The organism is Geodermatophilus arenarius (assembly GCF_042654585.1).
In the GTDB taxonomy this organism is placed as follows: Bacteria; Actinomycetota; Actinomycetes; order Mycobacteriales; family Geodermatophilaceae; genus Geodermatophilus; species Geodermatophilus arenarius.
Genome location: NZ_JBHSGR010000003.1, coordinates 42,252 through 64,131 on the forward strand (window position 1 = coordinate 42,252; position 21,880 = coordinate 64,131).

The window sequence follows — 21,880 nt, forward strand, 5'->3', positions numbered from 1 at the left end:
CCTCCTGTCCAGACCGGCCGGTGATCCCGGTGGGTCGCTCGCGTCGTAACCGGGCCAGCGCTGCCCCGCGGGACGACGACCCCGCGCAACCACCCGCGGGGCCGCCGGTCCTCAGCCTGCCCGGGCCACCGTGTCCCGGGCGGTCGCCGGCTCCGCTGTCCCCCTCTGCTTCCGTGCACCGCACCCTCTGACCACCGGCCGGGCCCCGCGCCCCGCGACGTCCCCCCGGGGGCCGCGCGCAGGCCGACGACGGGAGTGATCATGTCCGGGTCCCGCACCCCCGCCCCCCGCACCACCGCCGGCTCGGCCGTCCCCTTCTCGGCCGTCCCCTTCTCGGCCGTCCCCTTCTCGGCCGTCCCCTTCTCGGCTACGCCGGCGGCCTCCGGCCTCTACGACCCGGCGAACGACTCGGACGCCTGCGGCGTGGCCTTCGTGGCCGACGCCCGCGGCCGCCGCTCGCGCGCGATCGTGGCCGCCGGCCTGACCGCGCTGCACAACCTCGACCACCGCGGGGCCGCCGGCTCCGAGCCCAACTCCGGGGACGGCGCCGGCATCCTGACCCAGGTGCCCGACGCGCTGCTGCGGGCCAGCGTCGACTTCGACCTGCCCCCGCTGGGCGAGTACGCCGTCGGCGTCGCCTTCCTCCCGGTCGACGAGCAGGAGCGGGCCGCCCGCTACGCCGACGTCGAGCGGATCGCCGCCGAGGAGGGCCTGACCGTCCTCGGCTGGCGCGACGTGCCGGTCGACCCCGACGGCGCCGACCTCGGCCCCACCGCGCGCGCGGTCATGCCGCACTTCGGGCAGCTGTTCGTCGCCGAGACCATGGGCGCCCGCGCCGACCAGCAGGCCTTCGGCGGCCCGCGCGAGGTCAACGGCGTCACCCGGCTGGAGCGGCGCTCGTTCGTGCTCCGCAAGCGCGCCGAGCGGGAGGCCCGCGAGGCCGGCAGCTCGCTCTACGTCGTCTCGCTGTCCAGCCGCACCGTCACCTACAAGGGCATGCTGACCACCGACCAGCTGCCCGCGTTCTTCCCCGACCTGCGCGACGAGCGCTACGAGTCGGCGATCGCGCTGGTCCACAGCCGGTTCTCCACCAACACGTTCCCGAGCTGGCCGCTGGCGCACCCGTTCCGGTTCATCGCCCACAACGGCGAGATCAACACCATCAAGGGCAACCGCAACCGGATGCGCGCCCGCGAGGCCAAGCTCGAGACCGAGCTGTTCGACGGCCCCGCCGGCCCGGCCTCCGAGCTCGGCCTGGACCGGGTCTTCCCGGTGACCGCGAGCGACTTCAGCGACTCGGCGACCTTCGACGAGGTGCTCGAGCTGCTGCACCTGTCGGGCCGCTCGCTGCCGCACGCGGTGCTGATGATGATCCCGGAGGCGTGGGAGAACCACGACGAGATGGACCCGGCCCGCCGGGCCTTCTACCGGTTCCACTCCTCGATCATGGAGCCCTGGGACGGGCCGGCCTGCGTCGCGTTCACCGACGGCACGCTCATCGGCGCCGTCCTCGACCGCAACGGCCTGCGCCCGGGGCGCTGGTGGCGGACCAAGGACGACCTCGTCGTCCTCGCCAGCGAGGCCGGCGTCCTCGACATCCCGGCCGGCGACGTCGTCGCCAAGGGCCGGCTGCAGCCGGGCCGGATGTTCCTCGTCGACACCGCCTCCGGGCGGATCGTCTCCGACGAGGAGGTCAAGGGCGCCCTGGCCGCCGAGCACCCCTACGAGGACTGGCTGCACGCCGGCCTGGTGCACCTGCCCTCGCTGCCCGAGCGGCGGCGGGCGCGGCCCAGCCACGAGTCGGTGGTCCGCCGGCAGCTGCTGTTCGGCTACACCGAGGAGGACCTGCGCGTCCTGCTCACCCCGATGGCGTCGTCCGGCGCCGAGCCGATCGGCTCCATGGGCACCGACACCCCGATCGCGGCGCTGTCGGACCGCTCCCGGCAGCTCTACGACTACTTCGGGCAGCTGTTCGCCCAGGTGACCAACCCGCCGCTGGACGCCATCCGCGAGGAGCTGGTGACCAGCCTCGGGCGCACCTTCGGCCCGGAGCAGAACCTGCTCTCGGCCACCCCGGCGTCGTGCCGGCAGGTGTACCTGCCCTACCCGGTCATCGACAACGACGAGCTGGCCAAGATCCTGCACATCGACGACGACGGCGACCTGCCCGGCTTCGCCGCCGTCCGGATCACCGGCCACTACGACGTCACCGGCGGCGGCCCCGCGCTGGTCGAGGCGGTCGAGCAGCTGCGGAGCAAGGTCAGCAGGGCGATCGCGGCCGGCGCGCGGGTCATCGTGCTGTCCGACCGCGACTGCGACGAGAAGCGCGCGCCGATCCCGTCGCTGCTCATGACCGCCGCCGTCCACCACCACCTGGTGCGCGAGCGCACCCGCATGGAGGTCGGCCTGGTCGTCGAGTCCGGCGACTGCCGCGAGGTGCACCACGTCGCGCTGCTGCTCGGCTACGGCGCGGCCGCGGTCAACCCGTACCTGGCCTTCGAGTCGATCGAGGACCTCATCCGCGACGGCGTCCTCACCGGCGTGCAGCCCGCCCAGGCGGTGCGCAACGTCGTCAAGGCGCTCGGCAAGGGCGTCCTCAAGGTGATGAGCAAGATGGGCATCAGCACCGTCGGCTCGTACACGATGGCGCAGATCTTCGAGGCCGTCGGCCTGTCGCAGGACGTCGTCGACGAGTACTTCACCGGCACCTCCTGCCCCCTGGGCGGCGTCGGCATGGACGTCCTCGCCGAGGAGGTCGCCATGCGGCACCGGCGCGCCTACCCGGAGAACCCCACCGAGCGCGCGCACCGGCGGCTGGAGACCGGCGGCGAGTACCAGTGGCGCCGCGAGGGGGAGGTGCACCTGTTCAACCCCGAGACGGTGTTCCTGCTCCAGCACTCGACCCGCTCGCGGCAGTTCGAGGTGTTCCAGCGCTACACCGACACCGTCGACGCGCTCTCGGAGGACGCCGCGACGCTGCGCGGCCTGTTCGAGATCCGGAAGGGCGTGCGCCCGCCGGTGCCGCTCGAGGAGGTCGAGCCGGCCAGCGAGATCGTCAAGCGCTTCCAGACCGGCGCGATGAGCTACGGCTCCATCTCGCAGGAGGCGCACGAGACCCTCGCCATCGCCATGAACCGGCTCGGCGGCAAGTCGAACACCGGTGAGGGCGGGGAGGACCCCGACCGCTACGTGCCCGACCCGAACGGCGACCTGCGCCGCTCGGCGATCAAGCAGGTGGCCAGCGGCCGCTTCGGCGTGACCAGCGAGTACCTGGTCAACGCCGACGACATCCAGATCAAGATGGCGCAGGGGGCCAAGCCCGGCGAGGGCGGCCAGCTGCCCGGCGGCAAGGTCTACCCGTGGGTGGCCCGCACCCGGCACTCGACGCCGGGCGTCGGCCTGATCAGCCCGCCGCCGCACCACGACATCTACTCGATCGAGGACCTCAAGCAGCTCATCCACGACCTCAAGAACGCGAACACCGAGGCGCGGATCAACGTCAAGCTGGTCGCCGAGGTCGGGGTCGGGACGGTCGCGGCCGGGGTCAGCAAGGCGCACGCCGACGTCGTCCTGATCTCCGGGCACGACGGCGGCACGGGTGCCGCCCCGCTGACCTCGCTCAAGCACGCCGGCTCGCCGTGGGAGCTCGGCCTGGCCGAGACCCAGCAGACGCTGCTGGCCAACGGGCTGCGCGACCGGATCGTGGTGCAGGCCGACGGCCAGATGAAGACCGGCCGCGACGTGCTCGTCGCGATGCTGCTCGGCGCCGAGGAGTACGGCTTCGCCACCGCTCCGCTGGTGGTCTCCGGCTGCATCATGATGCGGGTCTGCCACCTCGACACCTGTCCGGTCGGCGTGGCCACCCAGAACCCGGAGCTGCGCAAGCGGTTCACCGGGCGGCCGGAGTTCGTCGTCACCTTCTTCGAGTTCCTCGCCGAGCAGGTCCGGCAGTACCTCGCCGAGCTGGGCTTCCGCTCGGTCGACGAGGCCGTCGGCCACACCGAGCTGCTCGACACCCGGCGCGCGGTCGACCACTGGAAGGCCAGCGGTCTGGACCTCTCGCCGATGCTCGCGCAGCCCGAGCTGCCCGAGGGCGCGGCCCGCCGGGCGGTCCGCACCCAGGACCACGGCCTCGACGTCGCGCTGGACCAGACGCTGATCCAGCTGTGCGAGGGCGCCCTGCTCGACGCGCGGCCGGTGCGCCTGGAGCTGCCGGTGCGCAACGTCAACCGCACCGTCGGCACGATGCTCGGCTCGATGGTCACCCGCCGCTTCGGCGGCGAGGGCCTGCCCGACGGCACGATCGACCTGACCTTCACCGGGTCGGCCGGCCAGTCCTTCGGCGCCTTCCTGCCGCGCGGCATCACCATGCGGCTGCTCGGCGACGCCAACGACTACGTCGGCAAGGGCCTGTCCGGCGGCCGGATCGTCGTCCGCCCGGCGCCCGAGGCGACCTTCGCCGCCGAGGACAACGTCATCGCCGGCAACGTCATCGGCTACGGCGCCACCGGCGGGGAGGTGTTCCTGCGCGGGCGGGTCGGCGAGCGGTTCTGCGTCCGCAACTCCGGCGCGCTGGCCGTCGTCGAGGGCGTCGGCGACCACGCGCTGGAGTACATGACCGGCGGCCGCGCGGTGATCCTCGGGCCCACCGGGCGCAACGTCGCGGCCGGCATGTCCGGCGGCATCGGCTACGTCCTGGACCTCGCCCGGCACCGGGTGAACCCCGAGATGGTCGACGTCGAGCCGCTGGACGGCGAGTCCGCGCAGTGGCTGCGCGACGTGCTGGTCCGGTACCACGCCGAGACCGAGTCGCCGGTCGCGGCGGCCCTGCTGGCCGACTGGGGCCGCTGGTCCGAGCAGTTCAGCGTGATCATGCCGCGCGACTACCGTCGCGCCCTCGAGGCCCGGCGCGCCGCCGAGGCCGCCGGCACGGATGTGGATCGAGCAGTGATGGAGGCCGCACGTGGCTGACTCGACGGGGTTCCTGAAGTACGAGCGGGCCCTGCCGCCCCGGCGGCCGGTCGACGTCCGCATCCTCGACTGGAAGGACGTCTACCTCTCCCGGCAGAACGGGGAGGACGGCGTCTACCCGGTCGCCGCGCTGCGCCAGCAGGCCGCGCGGTGCATGGACTGCGGCATCCCGTTCTGCCACCACGGCTGCCCGCTGGGCAACCTGATCCCGGAGTGGAACGACCTCGCCCGCCGGGACGACTGGCGCGACGCGATCGAGCGCCTGCACGCGACCAACAACTTCCCGGAGTTCACCGGGAAGCTGTGCCCGGCCCCCTGCGAGGGCGCCTGCGTGCTGAACCTGCAGGACTCGCCGGTCACGATCAAGCAGATCGAGTGGGAGATCATCGACCAGGCCTTCGAGCGCGGCCACGTCGAGCCGCAGGCCCCGGCCGAGCGCACCGGCAAGAAGGTCGCCGTCGTCGGGTCCGGGCCGGCGGGCCTGGCCGCCGCCCAGCAGCTCACCCGCGCCGGGCACGACGTCACCGTCTACGAGCGGGCCGACCGCGTCGGCGGCCTGCTCCGGTACGGCATCCCCGAGTTCAAGATGGAGAAGTCCGTCCTGGACCGGCGGCTGGATCAGATGCGCGCCGAGGGCACCCGTTTCGTCACGGGCGTCGAGGTCGGCGGGTCGGGGGAGGGCGACCTCTCCGCCGAGCAGCTGCGCGGTGAGCACGACGCCGTCGTGATCGCCGCCGGCGCCACCGTCGGGCGCGACCTGCCCGCCCCCGGGCGCGAGCTCGACGGCATCCACCTGGCGATGGAGTTCCTGCCCTTCGGCAACCGGCAGGCGCTCGGCGAGCTGGACGACCCGCCGATCTCCGCCAAGGGCAAGGACGTCGTCATCATCGGCGGCGGCGACACCGGCGCGGACTGCCTGGGCACCTCGCACCGGCAGGGCGCCCGCTCGGTCACCCAGCTGGAGATCATGCCCGCGCCGCCGGACAAGCGGGCCGAGGGCAACCCCTGGCCGACCTACCCGATGATCATGCGGGTCTCCTCGGCCCACGAGGAGGGCGGCGAGCGGCTGTACTCGGTCAACACCGAGCGCTTCCTCGGCGACGACGAGGGCCGCGTGCGCGCCCTGGTGATCCACGAGGTCGAGCGGGTCGACGGCCGGTTCCAGAAGGTCGAGGGCACCGAGCGCGAGCTGCCCGCGCAGCTGGTGCTCCTGGCCATGGGCTTCACCGGCGTGCAGCGCGAGGGCCTGGTCGAGGCGCTGGGCCTCGACGTCGACGGGCGCGGCAACGTCGCCCGCGACGGCGAGTTCATGTCCACCGTGCCCGGCGTGTTCGTGGCCGGGGACGCCGGCCGCGGCCAGTCGCTGATCGTGTGGGCCATCGCCGAGGGCCGCGCCGCCGCCGGCGCGGTCGACCAGTGGCTGACCGGCAGCTCCATGCTGCCCCGCCCGGTCACCCCGACGGCGGTGGCGCTGCGGTAACACCGTCGTCCTCCGGGCTCCGCTCGCCGGACGACACAGGGGCCGGGCCCCCGCGACACCCGCGGGGACCCGGCCCCTGTCCGATCCGCCGGAGGCGGCGCACTAGCGTTCTCCCCATGTCCCGCCGCGCGAAGATCGTCTGCACCCTGGGCCCGGCCACCAGCTCCCTCGAGCAGATCACCGCCCTGGTCGAGTCGGGCATGGACGTCGCCCGGCTCAACTTCAGCCACGGGTCGCACGCCGACCACGAGAAGGCGTACCTCCACGTGCGCCAGGCCTCCGACCGCACCGGTCGCGCCGTCGCCGTCCTGGCCGACCTGCAGGGCCCCAAGATCCGCCTCGGCACGTTCGCCGACGGCCCGGTGCACTGGGCCACCGGCAGCCGCGTCTGCATCACCGTCGACGACGTCGACGGCACCGCCGAGCGCGTCTCGACCACCTACAAGGGCCTGGCCAACGACGCCCGCGTCGGCGACCGGCTGCTGGTCGACGACGGCAAGCTCGCCCTGTCGGTCGTCTCCGTCGACGGGCCCGACGTCTGGTGCCTGGTCGTCGAGGGCGGCGAGGTCTCCAACAACAAGGGCCTGTCGCTGCCCGGCGTCGCCGTGAGCGTGCCCGCGCTGTCGGAGAAGGACGAGGAGGACCTCCGCTTCGCCCTGCACCTGTCCGTCGACTTCGTCGCGCTGTCGTTCGTCCGCTCGCCCGCCGACGTTGAGCTGGTCCGCGACATCATGCGCCAGGAGGACGTGCACGTCCCCGTCATCGCCAAGCTGGAGAAGCCCGAGGCGGTGGCGAACCTGGAGGCGATCGTCGAGGCCTTCGACGGGATCATGGTGGCCCGCGGGGACCTCGGCGTGGAGCTGCCGCTCGAGAAGGTGCCGCTGGTGCAGAAGCGCGCCGTGCAGGCCGCCCGCGAGCGCAACAAGCCGGTCATCGTCGCCACCCAGATGCTCGAGTCGATGATCACTAACTCGCGGCCCACCCGCGCCGAGGCCTCCGACGTCGCCAACGCCGTCCTCGACGGCGCCGACGCGGTGATGCTCTCCGGCGAGACCTCGGTCGGGCGCTACCCGATCGCGGCGGTGCGCACGATGGAGCGGATCATCGACGCCGTCGAGAGCTCCGACGCGCGCGCGCCGGAGATCACCCGCCGGTCCCGGTCCCGCTCGGGCGCGATCGTCCGCGCGGCCCGGGACATCGGCGAGGCGCTCGACGTCAAGGCGCTGTGCACCTTCACCCAGACCGGCGAGACCACCCGCCGGCTGGCCGCGCTGCACCCCCGCCAGCCGCTGCTGGCCTTCACCGTCGACGGCCGGGTCCGCAGCCAGCTCGCGCTGTCCTGGGGCGTGGAGACCTTCCTCGTGCCCTCGGTGGAGCACACCGACGACATGGTCGAGCAGGTGGACTTCTCCCTGCTGTCCATCGGCCGGCTCAAGGTCGGCGACCGCGTCGTCGTCGTGGCCGGCAGCCCGCCGAACACGGTCGGGTCGACCAACCTCATCCGGGTGCACGAAGTCGGCACCGACTCGTGACCGGCGGCGGGACCCAGGCCGCCGCGCTGATGAGCGTCCTCGACCTCGAGGAGCGCTCGCCCGACGTCTTCGTGGGGCAGACCCCGACCACCACGCTGCAGCGCATCTTCGGCGGGCAGGTGGCCGGGCAGGCGCTCATGGCGGCCACGCGCACGGTGCCGGGCGGCCGCGGCGTGCACTCGCTGCACTCCTACTTCCTGCGGCCCGGCGACCCGCACGAGGAGCTGCGCTACACCGTCGAGCGGATCCGCGACGGCCGGTCCTTCTCCACCCGCCGGGTCATCGCCTGCCAGACCCGGCGCGGTGAGGACGTCGCCGTCTTCGCGCTGACGGCGGACTTCCACGCCGGCGAGCCGGGCGTCGTCGCGCACTCCCGGCCGATGCCGGAGGTGCCGCGGCCCGACGAGCTGCTGTCGCTGGCCGACCACGCCGCCGGGTACGGCGACCTGGCGGCGCCGGCGCTGGAGATCAGCCGCGCGGTCGAGCAGCGGCCGCTGGTCAACCCGTTCGCGCCGGAGCCGAAGACCCCGCCGGCCACCCAGTCGCACGCCTGGTTCCGGGTGGCCGGCCGGCTCCCCGACGACGCCGGGGTGCAGGCCGCGGCGCTGACCTTCGTCAGCGACCTGACGCTGCTGTCCGCGGGGCTGGCGCGGGTCGGCGGCGGGTGGGGCGGGCGCTACGTCGGCGCCAGCCTCGACCACGCCGTCTGGTTCCACGCGCCGTTCCGGGCCGACGAGTGGTTCCTCTACGAGACCGACAGCCCGGCCGCCTCCGAGGGCCGCGCGCTGTGCTTCGGCAGCATCTGGACCGCCGACGGCCGGCACGTGGCCACGGTGGCCCAGGAGGGGCTCATCCGGTCACTGGGGGAGTAGCCGGCACCACCTCGGCCGGCTCCACCTCCGCCGAGGCCTCCTCGGGGGCCTCCGGCACCACCGTCTGCCCGGCGGCCGCCTGCTCGGCCGCGTGCCGCCGGGCCGCCTCCTCCTCGGCCGCCCGCCGCTCGGCCTCCTTGCGCTCGGCCTCGGCGCGGGCGCGCTCGGCGGCCTGCTCGGCGAAGTCTGCGGCCAGCCAGTCGTGGCCCTCGCACAGCAGCGCCCAGGCCCGCTCGACGTGCGCCCGCGTCGTCGCCGGCGCGCCGATCGCCACCCGCAGCACCACCGAGCCGCGCACGGTCGTGTGGGTCAGGTAGACCTCGCCGCCGTCGTTGAGCCGCTCCAGCAGCGTCATGGTCGCGACGTCGGCGTCGACGTCGGCCGGCCAGCGCGGCCGCAGGCACACCAGCGACAGCGGGTGCGGGGCGGCGACGTCGAAGCGGTCGTCGGCGTCGGCCCAGCCGGCGAGCTCCTGCGCCAGCGCGACACCGGACCGGACGTGCGCGCGCAGCCCCTCGGCGCCGTACCAGCGCAGCACGGTCCACAGCTTGAGCGCGCGGAACCGGCGGCCCAGCTCGATCTGCCAGTCGCGGTAGTCGACGACCGCGCCGGCCTCGGTCGCGGCGTTGCGCAGGTACTCGGGGAGGATCGACAGCGCGCCGGTGAGCGCCGCCCGGTCGGCGACCCAGAACAGGGTCGCGTCGAAGCCGGTGAGCAGCCACTTGTGCGCGTCGGTGGTGTAGCTGTCGGCCTCCTCGACGCCGGCCTGCAGGTGCCGCAGCTCCGGGGCGACGGCGCTCACGCCCGCGTACGCGGCGTCGACGTGCAGCCAGGCGCCGTACCGGCGGCAGATCGGCCCGATCGTGGCCAGCGGGTCCACCGCGGTGGTCGACGTCGTCCCGACCGTGGCGCAGACCAGCACCGGCTTCAGCCCGCGGGCGGTGTCGCGCTCCAGCCGGGCGGCGAGGGCGGCCGGGCGCATCGCCAGGTCGCCGTCGACCTCCACGACCCGGATGGCGTCGGTGCCGAGGCCCGCGATCCGGACGGCCTTCTCCATCGACGAGTGGGTCTCGGAGGAGACGTAGACCGTGTACTCCTCGGGCACGACACCGTGCCGGACGGTGGCCCCGCCGCTGGCGCGGTGCAGCGCCGCGAGCAGGGCGACCAGGTTGGCCCCCGAGCTGGAGTCCTGCACGACGCCCCCGCCGCTGCCCGTGGAGCGGAACGCCTCCGGCAGCCCGAGCAGGTCGGCCAGCCAGTCCAGGACGTGCTGCTCGAGCTCGGTGGCCGCCGGACTGGTCACCCACGACATGCCCTGGACGCCCAGGCCCGCCGACAGCAGGTCGCCGAGCACCGAGGGGCCGGAGGTGTTCGCCGGGAAGTAGGCGAGGAAGCCGGGGTGCTGCCAGTGGGTGACGCCCGGCAGGACGACCCGCTCGAGGTCGGCGAGGACGGCGGAGAAGGGCTCGCCCCGCTCGGGGGCGGACGGCGGGAGCGCCGCGCGGACGTCGCCGGGGGAGACCCGCGAGCGGACGGGGAAGGACTCGATGCGCGCCCAGTAGTCGGCGATCCAGTCGACGACCTCGTGACCGTGCTGCCGGAACTGCTCGGGGGTCATGTGGGGCACGGGCTCGCTCACCCCGACACCGTATGCGGCGCTCCTCCGTCCGAGCGGGCAGGAGGTGAGCCGCTCCCGTCGGGTCGTGAGCCGCCCCGCGAGGCGGTGGGAGGAGTGGGGGCCGGAGGCCTCCGCGACGAGCGCCGGGACGGGCTCCGCGGCGGCGGGGACGGCACCCGGCCGCGGTGCGGTCCGGAGGACCGCGATGTCGGAGTGCCCCCGGTGCGACTCGAACGCACACTGCGCGGGTTTTGAATCCGCTCCCTCTGCCGATTGGGGTACGGGGGCAGGTGCCGCGACCGAGGTCACGACCCGGCCAGCCTAACCGGGACGCCACTCCCAGCCGTCGTCGCTAGGCTCCTCCGCGTGAGCAGCGAGCCGACCCGGGTCCTCATCGCCGAGGACGAGGCCCTCATCCGCCTCGACCTCAAGGAGATGCTCGAGGAGGAGGGGTACGTCGTCGTCGCCGAGGCGGGGGACGGGCAGACCGCCGTCGACCGCGCCCGGGAGCTGACGCCGGACCTGGTCATCCTCGACATCCAGATGCCGGTCCTCGACGGGCTGGCGGCCGCCGAGCAGATCGCCTCGGCGCGCATCGCGCCGGTCATCGTGCTCACCGCCTTCAGCCAGCGCGAGCTGGTCGAGCGGGCCCGCGACGCCGGCGCCATGGCCTACCTGGTCAAGCCCTTCTCCAAGAACGACCTCGTGCCGGCCATCGAGGTGGCCCGCGCCCGGTTCACCGAGATCGCCGCGCTCGACGGCGAGGTGCGCACGCTCGAGGAGCGGCTGGAGGCCCGCAAGGTCGTGGAGAAGGCCAAGGGCCGGCTCATGGCCGAGCAGGGGATGACCGAGGCCGAGGCCTTCCGGTGGATCCAGCGCACGGCCATGAACGAGCGGACGTCGATGAAGGCGCTCGCCGAGCGGATCCTCGCCACGGACGAGGCTGCTGCGGAGGGTGCACCCTCCCGGGGGAACGCGTAACCCGGCCGGAACAGGGCAGGTCACGACCCCATCACGGTCTCAACCGTCCCGCATCCATCCCCGTGTCCAGCAGTTACGTTCACCGGACTGACGGGGCCCCGGCACGTCCGGGGCCCGCCGGACCGACGTACGACAACTGGGAGTTGCTGGATGCGCACGCGTACCTACGCCCGCAGCATCGCCGTCACCTCCGCCGCGCTCGTCGCTCTCACCGCCTGCGGTGGCGGCGACGACGGTGGCAGCGGCTCGGGCGGCGACGCCTCGGGCGGCGGCGAGAAGCAGGTCAACATCTACGGCACCGACGGCAACATGGGCAACGCCCTCGGTGAGGACTTCACCGAGGAAGGCGCGCTGGCCGGCATGCGGGGCACGACGCCCCTCACCGAGCTGGGCCCGGAGTTCACCGACCGGCTGCTCGAGGTGGACCCCAACCTGCAGGACTACAACTACGCGGGTGAGACCTACGACGCGGTGATCGTCACGGCGCTCGCCGCGCAGGCGGCCGGCACCAACGACGCCAACACCTTCAAGGCGTACGTCAACGGCATGACCACCGGCGGCGACAAGTGCACCGACTTCGCCGCCTGCCTGGAGATCATCAACAACGGCGGCAACGTCGACTACGACGGCATCTCCGGCCCGCTGGCCTTCACCGACGCCGGTGAGCCCGCGGCGGCCAGCTTCGGCCTGCTGCAGTTCGGCGACGACAACGCCCTCGACAGCGACGCCACCGAGTACGTCATCGCCGGTGACGAGGCCAACGCCACCACCGACGAGGGCCCGGCCTACGCGCCGGCCGGCACGACCGGCGGCCCGCTGGTCATCGGCACCCTGCTGCCGCTGACCGGCAACCTGGCCTTCCTCGGCCCGCCGGAGGTCGCCGGCGCCAAGCTGGCGGTCAACGACATCAACGCCGCCGGCGGCGTCCTGGGCCAGCCGGTCCAGCTCGTCGAGGGTGACTCCGGTGACGCCTCCACCGACACCGCCACCCAGACCGTGGACCGGCTGCTGCAGTCCGGCGTGAACGCGATCATCGGTGCGGCGTCCTCCGGCGTGAGCCTGACGGTCATCGACGCCATCACCGGCGCCGGTGTCCTGCAGTTCTCGCCGGCGAACACGTCCGACCAGTTCACGAACTACAACGACAACGGGCTGTACTTCCGCACCGCCCCGCCGGACACGCTGCAGGCCCGCGCCCTCGCGGACCTGATCATCGCCGACGGCAACAACACCGTGGGGATCCTCGCGCTCAACGACCCCTACGGCACGGGCCTGGCCGAGAACACCAAGAACAACCTGGTCAGCGCGGGCCTGTCCGAGGACGACATCGTCAGCGTGACGTACGACCCGCAGGCGGCGAACTTCGACGCCGAGGTCCAGCAGATGACCGAGTTCAACCCCGACGCGATCGTCGTCATCGGGTTCGAGGAGTCCTCGCGGATCCTGCAGGGCCTCAACGACCAGGGCGTCGGCCCGCAGCGGTGACCCCGCGGCGGTGAGGTAGTCCCCGTCCCGGCAGCGGCCCGGTACCCCTCGCGGGGTGCCGGGCCGCTGTCGTGTGCTCAGCGCTGCAGGGACTGGCCCTCGGGCGCCCAGTCGGCCGGGCGCCCGCGGTGGTTGGAGAACTCCACGGCCCAGCGCCACCAGCTGCGGTCGGGCGCGTGCTCCCAGCGCAGCAGGACGCCGACCTCCCCACCGGGCAGCAGCACCGGCAGGCCCAGGTGGCTCTCGTCGGGCCACACCTCGCTGCGCCGCAGGCCGCCGTCGGTCAGCTCGAGCAGGGTGACGGGGGAGTAGTCGCCGTCGCGGTCGGCGTCGCCGCGGGCCACGACGGTGTCGTCGTCGGCGGTGACCCGCACCGCCAGGCGGGCGGGCGCGGCGTGCACGAGCACGCGGGAGAAGCCGCCGGCGGTCAGCGCCCGGCAGAAGTCCAGGCCGTTCATGCCGCCGTCGCGGCCGCGCAGGTCCCAGGTCCAGTTCACGGACCCGGTCCTACCCGTCCGCACCCCGGACGACGAGAGGCCGGCGCCCCCTCGGGGACGCCGGCCTCGTCAGGGGGCCTCGGGCGGTCACTGCGCCTTGGCGAGGGTCCCCAGGTAGAGCTCGATGACCTTCGGGTCGGTCATCAGCGACCGGCCGGTGTCGGTGTAGGCGTTGCGGCCCTGGTCGAGCACGTAGCCGCGGTCGCAGATCTGCAGGCAGCGCCGGGCGTTCTGCTCGACCATGATGATCGAGACCCCCGTGGCGTTGATCCGCCGGCAGCGGATGAACACCTCGTCCTGGTAGGCGGGGGACAGGCCCGCCGAGGGCTCGTCGAGCAGCAGCACCGACGGGTCCATCATCAGCGCCCGTCCCATGGCCACCATCTGCCGCTCGCCGCCGGAGAGCGCGCCCGCCTTCCCCTTGCGCCGCTCACCGAGCAGCGGGAAGAGGTCGATGACGTAGTCGAAACGCTCCTTGAACGTCTTCGGCCGCAGGTAGACGCCCATCTGCATGTTCTCCTCGATGGTGAGCGAGGGGAACACGTTGTTGTTCTGCGGCACGTAGCCGACGCCCATGGACACCAGCCGGTGCGCCGGCGCGGAGGTGATGTCCTCCCCGCGCAGCTTCACCGACCCCGAGCGCACCGGGATGAGCCCGAACAGCGTCTTGAGCAGCGTCGACTTGCCCGCGCCGTTGGGGCCGATGATCCCGACGAGCTCGCCGTCCTGCAGGTAGAAGTCGGCGCCGCGCAGGATGTTGACCCCCGGCACGTAGCCGGCGACGAGGTCGTCGGCGCGCACCAGGGCGCCCTCGGCGAGGCGCAGGTGCTCCTCGCGGGTGGCGGCCTTCTCCGCCGGCGACAGCTCCGCGGTGCCCGCGGCGGCCTCGTCGGCGCGGGTGACGTCCTCGCCGGACTCGTCGACCCGGAACAGCGGCTCGCTCATCGGTCGGTCTCCCTGCGGGTGTCGGAGCCCAGGACCTCGCCGCCGCCGTGCTCCTCGGCGGCGATCTGCGCCTCGGCCTGGGCGAGGACCTGGTCCTCCTCCTCGACGGTGAGCGGGGCGTCGTGGTGCGCGCCGAGGTAGGCGTCGACCACGGCCTGGTTCTGGCTGATGGACTCGGGCGGCCCCTCGGCGATCACCCGGCCGGCGGCCATGACGACCACCCAGTCGCTGATGTCGCGGACGACGTCCATGTCGTGCTCGACGAAGATCACCGTCATGCCCTCCTCGCGGAGGTCCTTGACGTGGCCGAGCAGGCTCTGCGTCAGCGCCGGGTTCACGCCGGCCATGGGCTCGTCGAGCATGACGACCTTCGGGTCGCTCATCAGCGCGCGCGCCATCTCCAGCAGCTTGCGCTGACCGCCGGAGAGGGTGCCGGCGAACTCGTCCTTCTTGGCGTCGAGCTTGAACCGCCGGAGCAGGTCCATGGCCTTGTCGGTGTTGGCCCTCTCCTGCGACCGCCAGGTGCCGGGCACCAGCGCCCGCAGGAAGCTCTCGCCGCGCTGGCCCTGGGCACCGAGCAGCATGTTCTGCAGCACGGTGAGCCGGGACAGCGCCTTGGTGAGCTGGAAGGTCCGGACGACGCCGAGCCGGGCGACCTGGTGCGGCGCGAGCTTGCCCAGCGGCCGGCCGTCGAAGCTCCACGTGCCGGTGTTGGGCTGGTCGAAGCCGGTGAGCAGGTTGAACAGCGTCGTCTTGCCGGCACCGTTCGGCCCGATCAGCCCGGTGATGCCGCCGCGCTGCACCTCGAGGTGGTCGACGGCGACCGCGGTCAGACCGCCGAAGGTCCGGGTGACCCCGTCGACGACGATCGCCGGGTCGGGCTTGGCGACGCCGACCTCCCACGGGACGTCGCGCAGTGCCGCCTGGGCCAGTCGCTGCGGGGCACGGCCGGAGCCGCCCTTGTCCAGCGACGCCGCGGAGGCGCCGGCGGGCGTGTTGTCAGCGGGCATCGAGCATCACCTCTCGTCGGTCGCCGAAGATGCCCTGCGGCCGGAAGACCAACAGCAGCATGAGCCCGATCCCGACCAGGACGAAGCGGATCTGCGCCACGTCCGTGGACGACAGGAGCCCCTCGGGGATGATCCCGTTGTCGATGAGGAGCCGCAGCCCGGTGTCGGCGAACTGCAGGATGAACAGCAGGATGACGGCGCCGACCACCGGCCCGAGGACCCGCGCGGCACCGCCGAGGATCAGGGCGGCGTAGGCCAGGAACGTGTTGGCGTTCTGGTACTGGTCGGGGACCGCCGACCCGGTGCCCACGGCGTAGACCATGCCGCCGAGGGCGCCGATGATCCCGCCCAGCACCAGCGCCTGCATCTTGTAGACGTAGACGTTCTTGCCCAGCGCGCGGACGGCGTCCTCGTCCTCGCGGATGGACTTGAGGACGCGGCCCCACGGGCTGCGCATGAGGGCCCACACCAGCAGGCACGACAGGGCCACCAGCACCCACCCGACGAGGGTGACCCACAGCTCGCCGCCGGACCAGCTGGTGCCGAGGATGCGGTAGCGCTCGTTGGTCGCCCACGGGGCGAGGGCGATGAAGTCACCGTTGAAGGCGGACAGGCCGCGGGTGCCGTTGGTGACCGGGGTGGCCGACACCGAGCGGAACAGCAGCCGCAGCCCCTCCGCCGTCGCGATGGTCGCGATGGCCAGGTAGTCCGCGCGCAGCCGCAGGGTCGGCAGGCCGAGCAGCAGGGCCAGGACGACGGCGGCGGCGAGGCCGACGACCACGCCCACCCAGAAGGGCAGCCCCCACTGGCTCACCGAGATGGCGATGCCGAAGCCGCCCAGCAGGGCGAAGGCGATCTGCCCGAAGTTGAGCAGGCCGGCGTAGCCGAACTGGACGTTGATGCCGATGGCGAGCAGCGCGAAGAAGATCGCCTGGAACCCGAGGCCGGCCTTGAGGGCGACGGCCAGGGCGTCGATGAGGTCGCCCACGGGTTCAGCCGATCCGGACCCGGCTGCCCAGGATGCCCTGGGGCCGGATGACGAGGATGACGATCAAGAGCAGGAGCCCCCCGACGTACTTGACGTCATTCGGGATGACGAGGGTCGACATCTGGACGAACACACCGACGATCAGGCTGCCCACCAGGGCGCCGTAGGCGGTGCCGAGACCACCGAGGGTGACGCCGGCGAACATCAGCAGCAGCAGGCGGAAGCCCATGTCCCACTGCACCTGGTCGGACAGGCCGAGCAGGACGCCGCCGAGGGCGGCCAGCGCGCCGCCCATCATCCAGACCACGAGGATGACGCGGTTGACGTCGATGCCCGACGAGGCGGCGAGGTCGCGGTTGTCGGCGACCGCGCGCATCGCCTTTCCGATCTTGGTCCGCTGCAGCATCACGGCCACCAGCACGAGGACGACGATCGAGACGACGATCGAGATCAGCGCCCGGTTGGTCAGCGTGAACAGGCCGTAGTCGACGGCGCGGCCGGTGGCCACCTGGTACGGGCTGGACCGGCCCCCGTAGATGATCTGGATGAGGTAGCGCAGCAGCAGCGACAGGCCGATGGACACGACCAGGGCGGCGACCAGGCCGGTGCCGCGGCGGCGCAGCGGCCGCCACAGCGCCAGCTCGTTGAGGGCGCCGACGGCCGCGCCGACGACCATCGCGATGAGCGTCGCCGCGATGAGCGGGACGCCTCCCGACACGTTGACGTACCAGGCGGCGACGGCGCCGATGGTGACCAGCTCGCCGTGCGCGAAGTTGGTCAGTCCGGTGGTGCCGAAGATCAGCGAGAGGCCGACGGCGCACATGGCGATCAGGAGGCCGAAGCGGATGCCGTCGACCAGCAGCTGCACGGCGCGGACGGTGCTCCCGCCCTCGCCGCGGCTGCCGTCCTCGAGGCCGATGATCACCGGCTCCCGCCGGCCCGTGTCGACGGTGACCGCCCGGTTGTCCGCGCCGGCGAGCTCGACGCCCTCGGGCAGGTCGTCGCCGTCGATGGTGACGACGTAGTCGCCGGGGCCGGGCAGGTCGACCGACCAGCGGCCGTTCTCGTCGGTCTCGACCGTGTCGACCTCGTCCCCGGCGGCGGTGGTGACCGTCACCTGGACGTCCTCGATCGGGCCGGACCGGCTGGTCTGCAGCGTGCCCAGCACCTGCTCGCCCTGGGCGCCGGCGACGCCGGGGACCAGCACGGCGAGCCCGGTGGCGGCGACGAGCACCAGCAGGAGCCGGAGCAGCACCCTCCGGGCGGTCCCCGGGCCCGGGCGGATCGCGCTCCGGTGTGGCCGAGGTGGCCCGGCAGTGGCTGACGGGTGCCTCACACAACCTCCCTGTTCGTGGCACTGCTCTGGGGGCGTGGCGTCGATCGGCACGGTGGGTGTCGCGCGACACAACGCGGGCAGTGGAGGCGTGACGGTAACCCAGGCGTGTTGCGTCCCCGTTCCCTCGTCGCTGCACTGTGACCGAAGCGCGACGCGCCGACGCACCCGTCCTGGTGATCACTCCCGTCCCAGGACCGGCGCGTCTGCGTGGCCGCGGGTCGCGGGAGGTGCACGCTCGGCGGCGCCGTCCAGGGAGGGCTCACGTGTCTGCTACCGGCCAGCGGTCCCGCGTCGTCACGCGAACGGCGCGCCCCGACGACCTGCCCGCCGTCCTCGCCCTGGTGCGCCAGCACCGCGCGGAGGCGCACGCGGAGGGCGTCCTCACCGGGCAGACACCGGGGGCGGCCGCGGCGGCCGGCTTCCGCCGGCTGCTGGCCGACCCCGCGCACCGGGTGGTGCTCGCCGTGCTGCCCGGCGCCAACGCCGCGACCGCGGCCACCGCGGGCGAGGTCGCCGTCGGGCTGGCCGTGCTGGGGCTGGACCCGCTGTCGGCGGTGCTCGGCGTCCCGCAGGTCACCGTGGACAACCTCGTCGTGCACCGGGACCACCGCCGGTGCGGGGCCGGGGCGGCGCTGCTGGCCGCGGCCGCCGACCACGCCGCGGAGGTCGGCGCCGAGCACGTCGTCGCCGCGGTCGGCGGGCACGAGGCCGAGCGGCAGCGGTTCTTCGCGCGGATGGGCTTCGCGCCGCTCACCACCCGCCGCATCGTGCCGCGGGAGACGCTGGCCCGGTCGCTGGCCGCCTGGCAGCGCGGCGGCGTCCCGCTGCCCCGGCCCCCGCGCCGCCGCCCGGTGTCCCGGGCGCTGCCCGCCTGAGCCGCCGCGGGCTCGCGAGCGGTGGGAGCCGCGGGGTCCTCGCCTAGGCCGGGAGGATCGCGCAGGTCAGCCGCGCGGTGGCGGTGGTCCGCCCCCGGTCGTCGGTGACCTCGACGAGGAACGTCGACAGCGTGCGGCCGACGCGGGCCGGGGTGCACACGGCGGTGACCGTGCCCGACGTCGCCGCGCGCAGGTAGCTGGCGTTCAGCTCCACCCCGACGGCCTTCTTCCCCGGGCCGGCGTTGAGCATGGCCGCCCAGGAGCCGATCGTCTCGACCAGCGAGCACGTGGCCCCGCCGTGCAGCAGGCCGAAGGGCTGCTGGTTGCCCTCGACCGGCATCGTCGCCACCAGCCGGGCCGGGTCGTAGTCGACGATCGTGATGCCGAGCTTGTCGTCGAGCGGGCTGGCCGCGCCGGGCGCCAGCCAGTCCGGGGGAGCGGAGGTCACGCCGGGCACCGTAACCGCGGGCGGGCCGGCCCTCCGTGCGGGGCCTCGGAAGCGTGGGTGAGCGCACCTAGGATCGTGCGCGATGTCCGCTCCGGTGACCACCCCCGCGCCCACCGCCCCCTCGGCGACGGCTCAGCCCGCCGCCCAGCGGCCGCGGCTGCTCCTCCTCGACGGGCACTCGCTGGCCTACCGCGCCTTCTTCGCCCTGCCGGTGGAGAACTTCTCCACGACGACGGGCCAGCCGACCAACGCCGTCTACGGCTTCACGTCGATGCTCATCAACGTGCTGCGCGACGAGCAGCCCACCCACCTCGCGGTGGCCTTCGACGTCGGCCGGCAGACGTTCCGCAGCGAGATCTACGCGGAGTACAAGGCCAACCGCACCGAGAGCCCCACCGACTTCCGCGGGCAGGTCAGCCTCATCCAGGAGGTGCTCGCCGCGCTGCGGATCCCGGTGATCACCGCGCCGGGCTACGAGGCCGACGACGTCATCGCCACGCTCACCGTGCAGGCCGTGGAGCAGGGCATGGACGTGCTCATCTGCACCGGCGACCGCGACGCGCTGCAGCTGGTGAACGAGCACGTGACCGTGCTCTACCCGCGCAAGGGCGTCTCGGACCTCACCCGGTTCACGCCGGAGGAGGTCGAGGCGAAGTACGGCCTGACCCCGCAGCAGTACCCGGACTTCGCCGCGCTGCGCGGGGACCCGAGCGACAACCTGCCCAGCATCCCGAGCGTGGGGGAGAAGACCGCGGCCAAGTGGGTGCGCGAGTACGGCTCCCTCGACGAGCTGGTCGACCGCGTGGACACGGTCAAGGGCAAGGTCGGCGAGAAGCTGCGCGAGCACCTGTCCTCGGTGCTGCAGAACCGGCGGCTCACCGAGCTCGACCGGCAGGTCGCCCTCGACCTCGGCCCGCAGGACCTCGCCGTCCGCGCCTGGGACCGCAACGAGGTGCACACCCTCTTCGACAACCTGCAGTTCCGGGTGCTGCGCGAGCGGCTGTTCGCCACGCTGAGCAGCGCCGAGCCCGAGGTCGAGGGCGGCTTCGACGTCACCGCCGACGACGTGCCGGCCGGCGGGCTGTCCGCGTGGCTGGACGCGCACGCCCGCACCGGGCGGACCGGCGTCGTCTTCCGCGGCACCTGGGGCCGGGGGACCGGTGAGCTGACCGGGCTGGCGCTGGCCGCCGCCGACGACCACGCCGTGTTCGTCGACCTCGGTCCCGACCTCGACGTCGCCGACGAGCAGGCGCTGGCCGACTGGCTGGCCGACCCGGCCGCTGAGAAGGTGGCGCACGACGTCAAGGGCCCGCTGCTGGCGGTGTGGTCGCGCGGCTGGGACCTGCAGGGCCTGGCCAGCGACACCGCGCTGGCCGCCTACCTGGCGACGCCGGGGCAGCGCTCCTTCGACCTCGGTGACCTCTCGGTGCGCTACCTCAAGCGCGAGCTCAAGGACGCCGCCGAGCCCGAGGGCCAGATGACCCTCGACGGGATGGGGCCGAGCGAGGCCGACCTCGCCGCCGAGGCCGCGCACGCCGACGTCCTCAAGGCGGTCGCCGTCAACGACCTCTCCGACGCCCTCGAGCAGGTCCTCGCGCAGAAGGGCGGCGACCACCTGCTGCAGGGGATGGAGCTGCCGCTGACCCGGGTGCTCGCCCGGATGGAGCACCGCGGCATCGCCGTCGACACGGACCTGCTCGCCGAGCTGCAGCGCGAGTTCGCCGAGGGCGTGGCCGCCGCGGCCGCCGAGGCGTACGCCGTCATCGGCCGGGAGATCAACCTCGGGTCGCCCAAGCAGCTCCAGGCGGTGCTGTTCGACGAGCTGGGCCTGCCGAAGACCAAGAAGATCAAGAGCGGCTACACCACCGACGCCGACGCGCTCACCTGGCTGCTGGCGCAGACCGGGCACCCCTTCCTCGAGCACCTGCTGCGCCACCGCGACGTCACCCGGCTGCGCACGGTCATCGACGGGCTGATCCCGATGGTCGACGACGCCGGCCGCATCCACACGACGTTCCAGCAGACGATCGCCGCCACCGGCCGGCTGTCCTCGATCGACCCGAACCTGCAGAACATCCCGATCCGCAGCGCCGAGGGCCGCCGCATCCGGCAGGCGTTCGTCGTCGGCCCGGGCTTCGAGTCGCTGATGACGGCCGACTACAGCCAGATCGAGATGCGGATCATGGCCCACCTGTCCGGGGACGAGGGGCTGATCGAGGCCTTCACCTCGGGGGAGGACCTGCACTCCTTCGTCGCCTCGCGGGCCTACGACATCCCCATCGAGGACGTCGACCCGGAGATGCGGCGCCGGATCAAGGCGATGAGCTACGGCCTGGCCTACGGACTGAGCGCCTACGGGCTGGCACAGCAGCTGCGCATCTCCACCGAGGAGGCGCGCGAGCAGATGCACGCCTACTTCGAGCGCTTCGGCGGGATCCGCGAGTACCTCGACGGCGTCGTCGAGGAGGCCCGGCTGCGCGGCTACACCGAGACCACCCTCGGCCGGCGCCGCTACCTGCCCGACCTCACCAGCGACAACGGGCAGCGCCGGCAGATGGCCGAGCGGATGGCGCTCAACGCCCCGATCCAGGGCTCGGCGGCCGACGTCATCAAGGTCGCCATGCTCGGGGTCGAGCGGGCGATCGGGGCCGAGGGGCTCCGCTCGCGGATGCTGCTGCAGGTGCACGACGAGCTCGTGCTCGAGGTGGCGCCGGGGGAGCGGGAGGCGCTGGAGGAGCTGGTCCGCCGCGAGATGTCCGGGGCCGCGCAGCTGTCGGTGCCGCTGGAGGTCTCCGTCGGCGTGGGCCGCAGCTGGGACGCCGCCGCCCACTGAGCCTCGACC

General features: G+C 73.3%; 15 protein-coding genes and 1 tRNA gene. 8 read left to right on the forward strand and 8 right to left on the reverse strand.

Translation table 11 applies throughout. The features are described from left to right. The first annotated feature begins 261 nt into the window (after nucleotides 1-261). The 4 genes from gltB (at nucleotide 262) to ACFO3M_RS04030 (ending at nucleotide 8,855) form a co-directional block, all read left to right on the forward strand. Nucleotides 262-4,971: a glutamate synthase large subunit gene (gltB, locus tag ACFO3M_RS04015; RefSeq protein WP_387986659.1), complete on the forward strand. Its 4,710-nt coding sequence runs from the start codon at nucleotides 262-264 to the stop codon at nucleotides 4,969-4,971. Further along, a complete protein-coding gene (locus ACFO3M_RS04020) occupies nucleotides 4,964-6,451 on the forward strand; it encodes a glutamate synthase subunit beta (protein WP_387986662.1) in 1,488 nt (495 codons plus the stop codon). Before gltB ends, ACFO3M_RS04020 begins: the two co-directional genes overlap by 8 nt. Nucleotides 6,452-6,567: 116 nt before the next feature. Continuing rightward, on the forward strand, nucleotides 6,568-7,983 hold the full coding sequence (gene pyk, locus ACFO3M_RS04025) for a pyruvate kinase (protein WP_387986664.1): 1,416 nt from the start codon (nucleotides 6,568-6,570) through the stop codon (nucleotides 7,981-7,983). Next, nucleotides 7,980-8,855 (forward strand): acyl-CoA thioesterase, encoded by an 876-nt coding sequence (locus tag ACFO3M_RS04030; RefSeq protein WP_387986667.1) that lies wholly within the window; start codon nucleotides 7,980-7,982, stop codon nucleotides 8,853-8,855. The genes pyk and ACFO3M_RS04030 overlap by 4 nt, the downstream gene beginning before the upstream one ends. Here ACFO3M_RS04030 and ACFO3M_RS04035 read toward each other — a convergent pair. Both ACFO3M_RS04035 and ACFO3M_RS04040 read right to left on the reverse strand, forming a co-directional pair. Next, on the reverse strand, nucleotides 8,833-10,494 hold the full coding sequence (locus tag ACFO3M_RS04035; protein ID WP_387986669.1) for an aminotransferase class V-fold PLP-dependent enzyme: 1,662 nt from the start codon (nucleotides 10,492-10,494) through the stop codon (nucleotides 8,833-8,835). The two genes, ACFO3M_RS04030 and ACFO3M_RS04035, sit on opposite strands and share 23 nt — an antisense overlap. A gap of 193 nt (nucleotides 10,495-10,687) precedes the next feature. Continuing rightward, a tRNA-Leu gene (locus tag ACFO3M_RS04040) sits at nucleotides 10,688-10,761 on the reverse strand. Nucleotides 10,762-10,839: 78 nt separating this feature from the next. Here ACFO3M_RS04040 and ACFO3M_RS04045 point away from each other — a divergent pair. Next, nucleotides 10,840-11,454, forward strand: a complete 615-nt coding sequence (locus ACFO3M_RS04045) for an ANTAR domain-containing response regulator (protein WP_387986671.1) — start codon at nucleotides 10,840-10,842, stop codon at nucleotides 11,452-11,454. Nucleotides 11,455-11,604: 150 nt separating this feature from the next. After that, nucleotides 11,605-12,939 carry an ABC transporter substrate-binding protein gene (locus ACFO3M_RS04050; RefSeq protein ID WP_387986673.1) on the forward strand — a complete coding sequence of 445 codons (1,335 nt, stop codon included), beginning with the start codon at nucleotides 11,605-11,607 and terminating at the stop codon, nucleotides 12,937-12,939. A gap of 77 nt (nucleotides 12,940-13,016) precedes the next feature. Here the strand turns inward: ACFO3M_RS04050 and ACFO3M_RS04055 are convergent, their stop codons facing one another. From ACFO3M_RS04055 to ACFO3M_RS04075, 5 genes are all read right to left on the reverse strand, one after another. Next, nucleotides 13,017-13,436 carry a DUF7712 family protein gene (locus tag ACFO3M_RS04055; RefSeq protein WP_387986676.1) on the reverse strand — a complete coding sequence of 140 codons (420 nt, stop codon included), beginning with the start codon at nucleotides 13,434-13,436 and terminating at the stop codon, nucleotides 13,017-13,019. A gap of 87 nt (nucleotides 13,437-13,523) precedes the next feature. Next, nucleotides 13,524-14,381 carry an ABC transporter ATP-binding protein gene (locus ACFO3M_RS04060; RefSeq protein ID WP_387986679.1) on the reverse strand — a complete coding sequence of 286 codons (858 nt, stop codon included), beginning with the start codon at nucleotides 14,379-14,381 and terminating at the stop codon, nucleotides 13,524-13,526. After that, entirely contained in the window at nucleotides 14,378-15,391 is a 1,014-nt protein-coding gene (locus ACFO3M_RS04065) for an ABC transporter ATP-binding protein (protein WP_387986681.1), read from the reverse strand. The genes ACFO3M_RS04060 and ACFO3M_RS04065 overlap by 4 nt, the downstream gene beginning before the upstream one ends. After that, nucleotides 15,381-16,379: a branched-chain amino acid ABC transporter permease gene (locus ACFO3M_RS04070; protein ID WP_387986684.1), complete on the reverse strand. Its 999-nt coding sequence runs from the start codon at nucleotides 16,377-16,379 to the stop codon at nucleotides 15,381-15,383. Before ACFO3M_RS04070 ends, ACFO3M_RS04065 begins: the two co-directional genes overlap by 11 nt. A 4-nt stretch (nucleotides 16,380-16,383) precedes the next feature. Continuing rightward, complete coding sequence (locus tag ACFO3M_RS04075; RefSeq protein WP_387986685.1) at nucleotides 16,384-17,634, reverse strand: branched-chain amino acid ABC transporter permease; 1,251 nt, start codon at nucleotides 17,632-17,634, stop codon at nucleotides 16,384-16,386. Nucleotides 17,635-17,978: 344 nt separating this feature from the next. Between ACFO3M_RS04075 and ACFO3M_RS04080 the strand changes: the two genes are divergently transcribed. Next, nucleotides 17,979-18,590, forward strand: a complete 612-nt coding sequence (locus ACFO3M_RS04080; protein WP_387986688.1) for a GNAT family N-acetyltransferase — start codon at nucleotides 17,979-17,981, stop codon at nucleotides 18,588-18,590. Between the two features lie 43 nt (nucleotides 18,591-18,633). Here the strand turns inward: ACFO3M_RS04080 and ACFO3M_RS04085 are convergent, their stop codons facing one another. Next, nucleotides 18,634-19,038, reverse strand: a complete 405-nt coding sequence (locus ACFO3M_RS04085) for a PaaI family thioesterase (protein ID WP_387986690.1) — start codon at nucleotides 19,036-19,038, stop codon at nucleotides 18,634-18,636. 82 nt (nucleotides 19,039-19,120) lie between these two features. Here ACFO3M_RS04085 and polA point away from each other — a divergent pair, with 82 nt between their 5' ends. After that, the gene (polA, locus tag ACFO3M_RS04090) at nucleotides 19,121-21,871 is read left to right on the forward strand and encodes a DNA polymerase I (protein ID WP_387986693.1); all 2,751 of its coding nucleotides are present in this window, start codon (nucleotides 19,121-19,123) and stop codon (nucleotides 21,869-21,871) included. Nucleotides 21,872-21,880 lie beyond the last annotated feature (9 nt).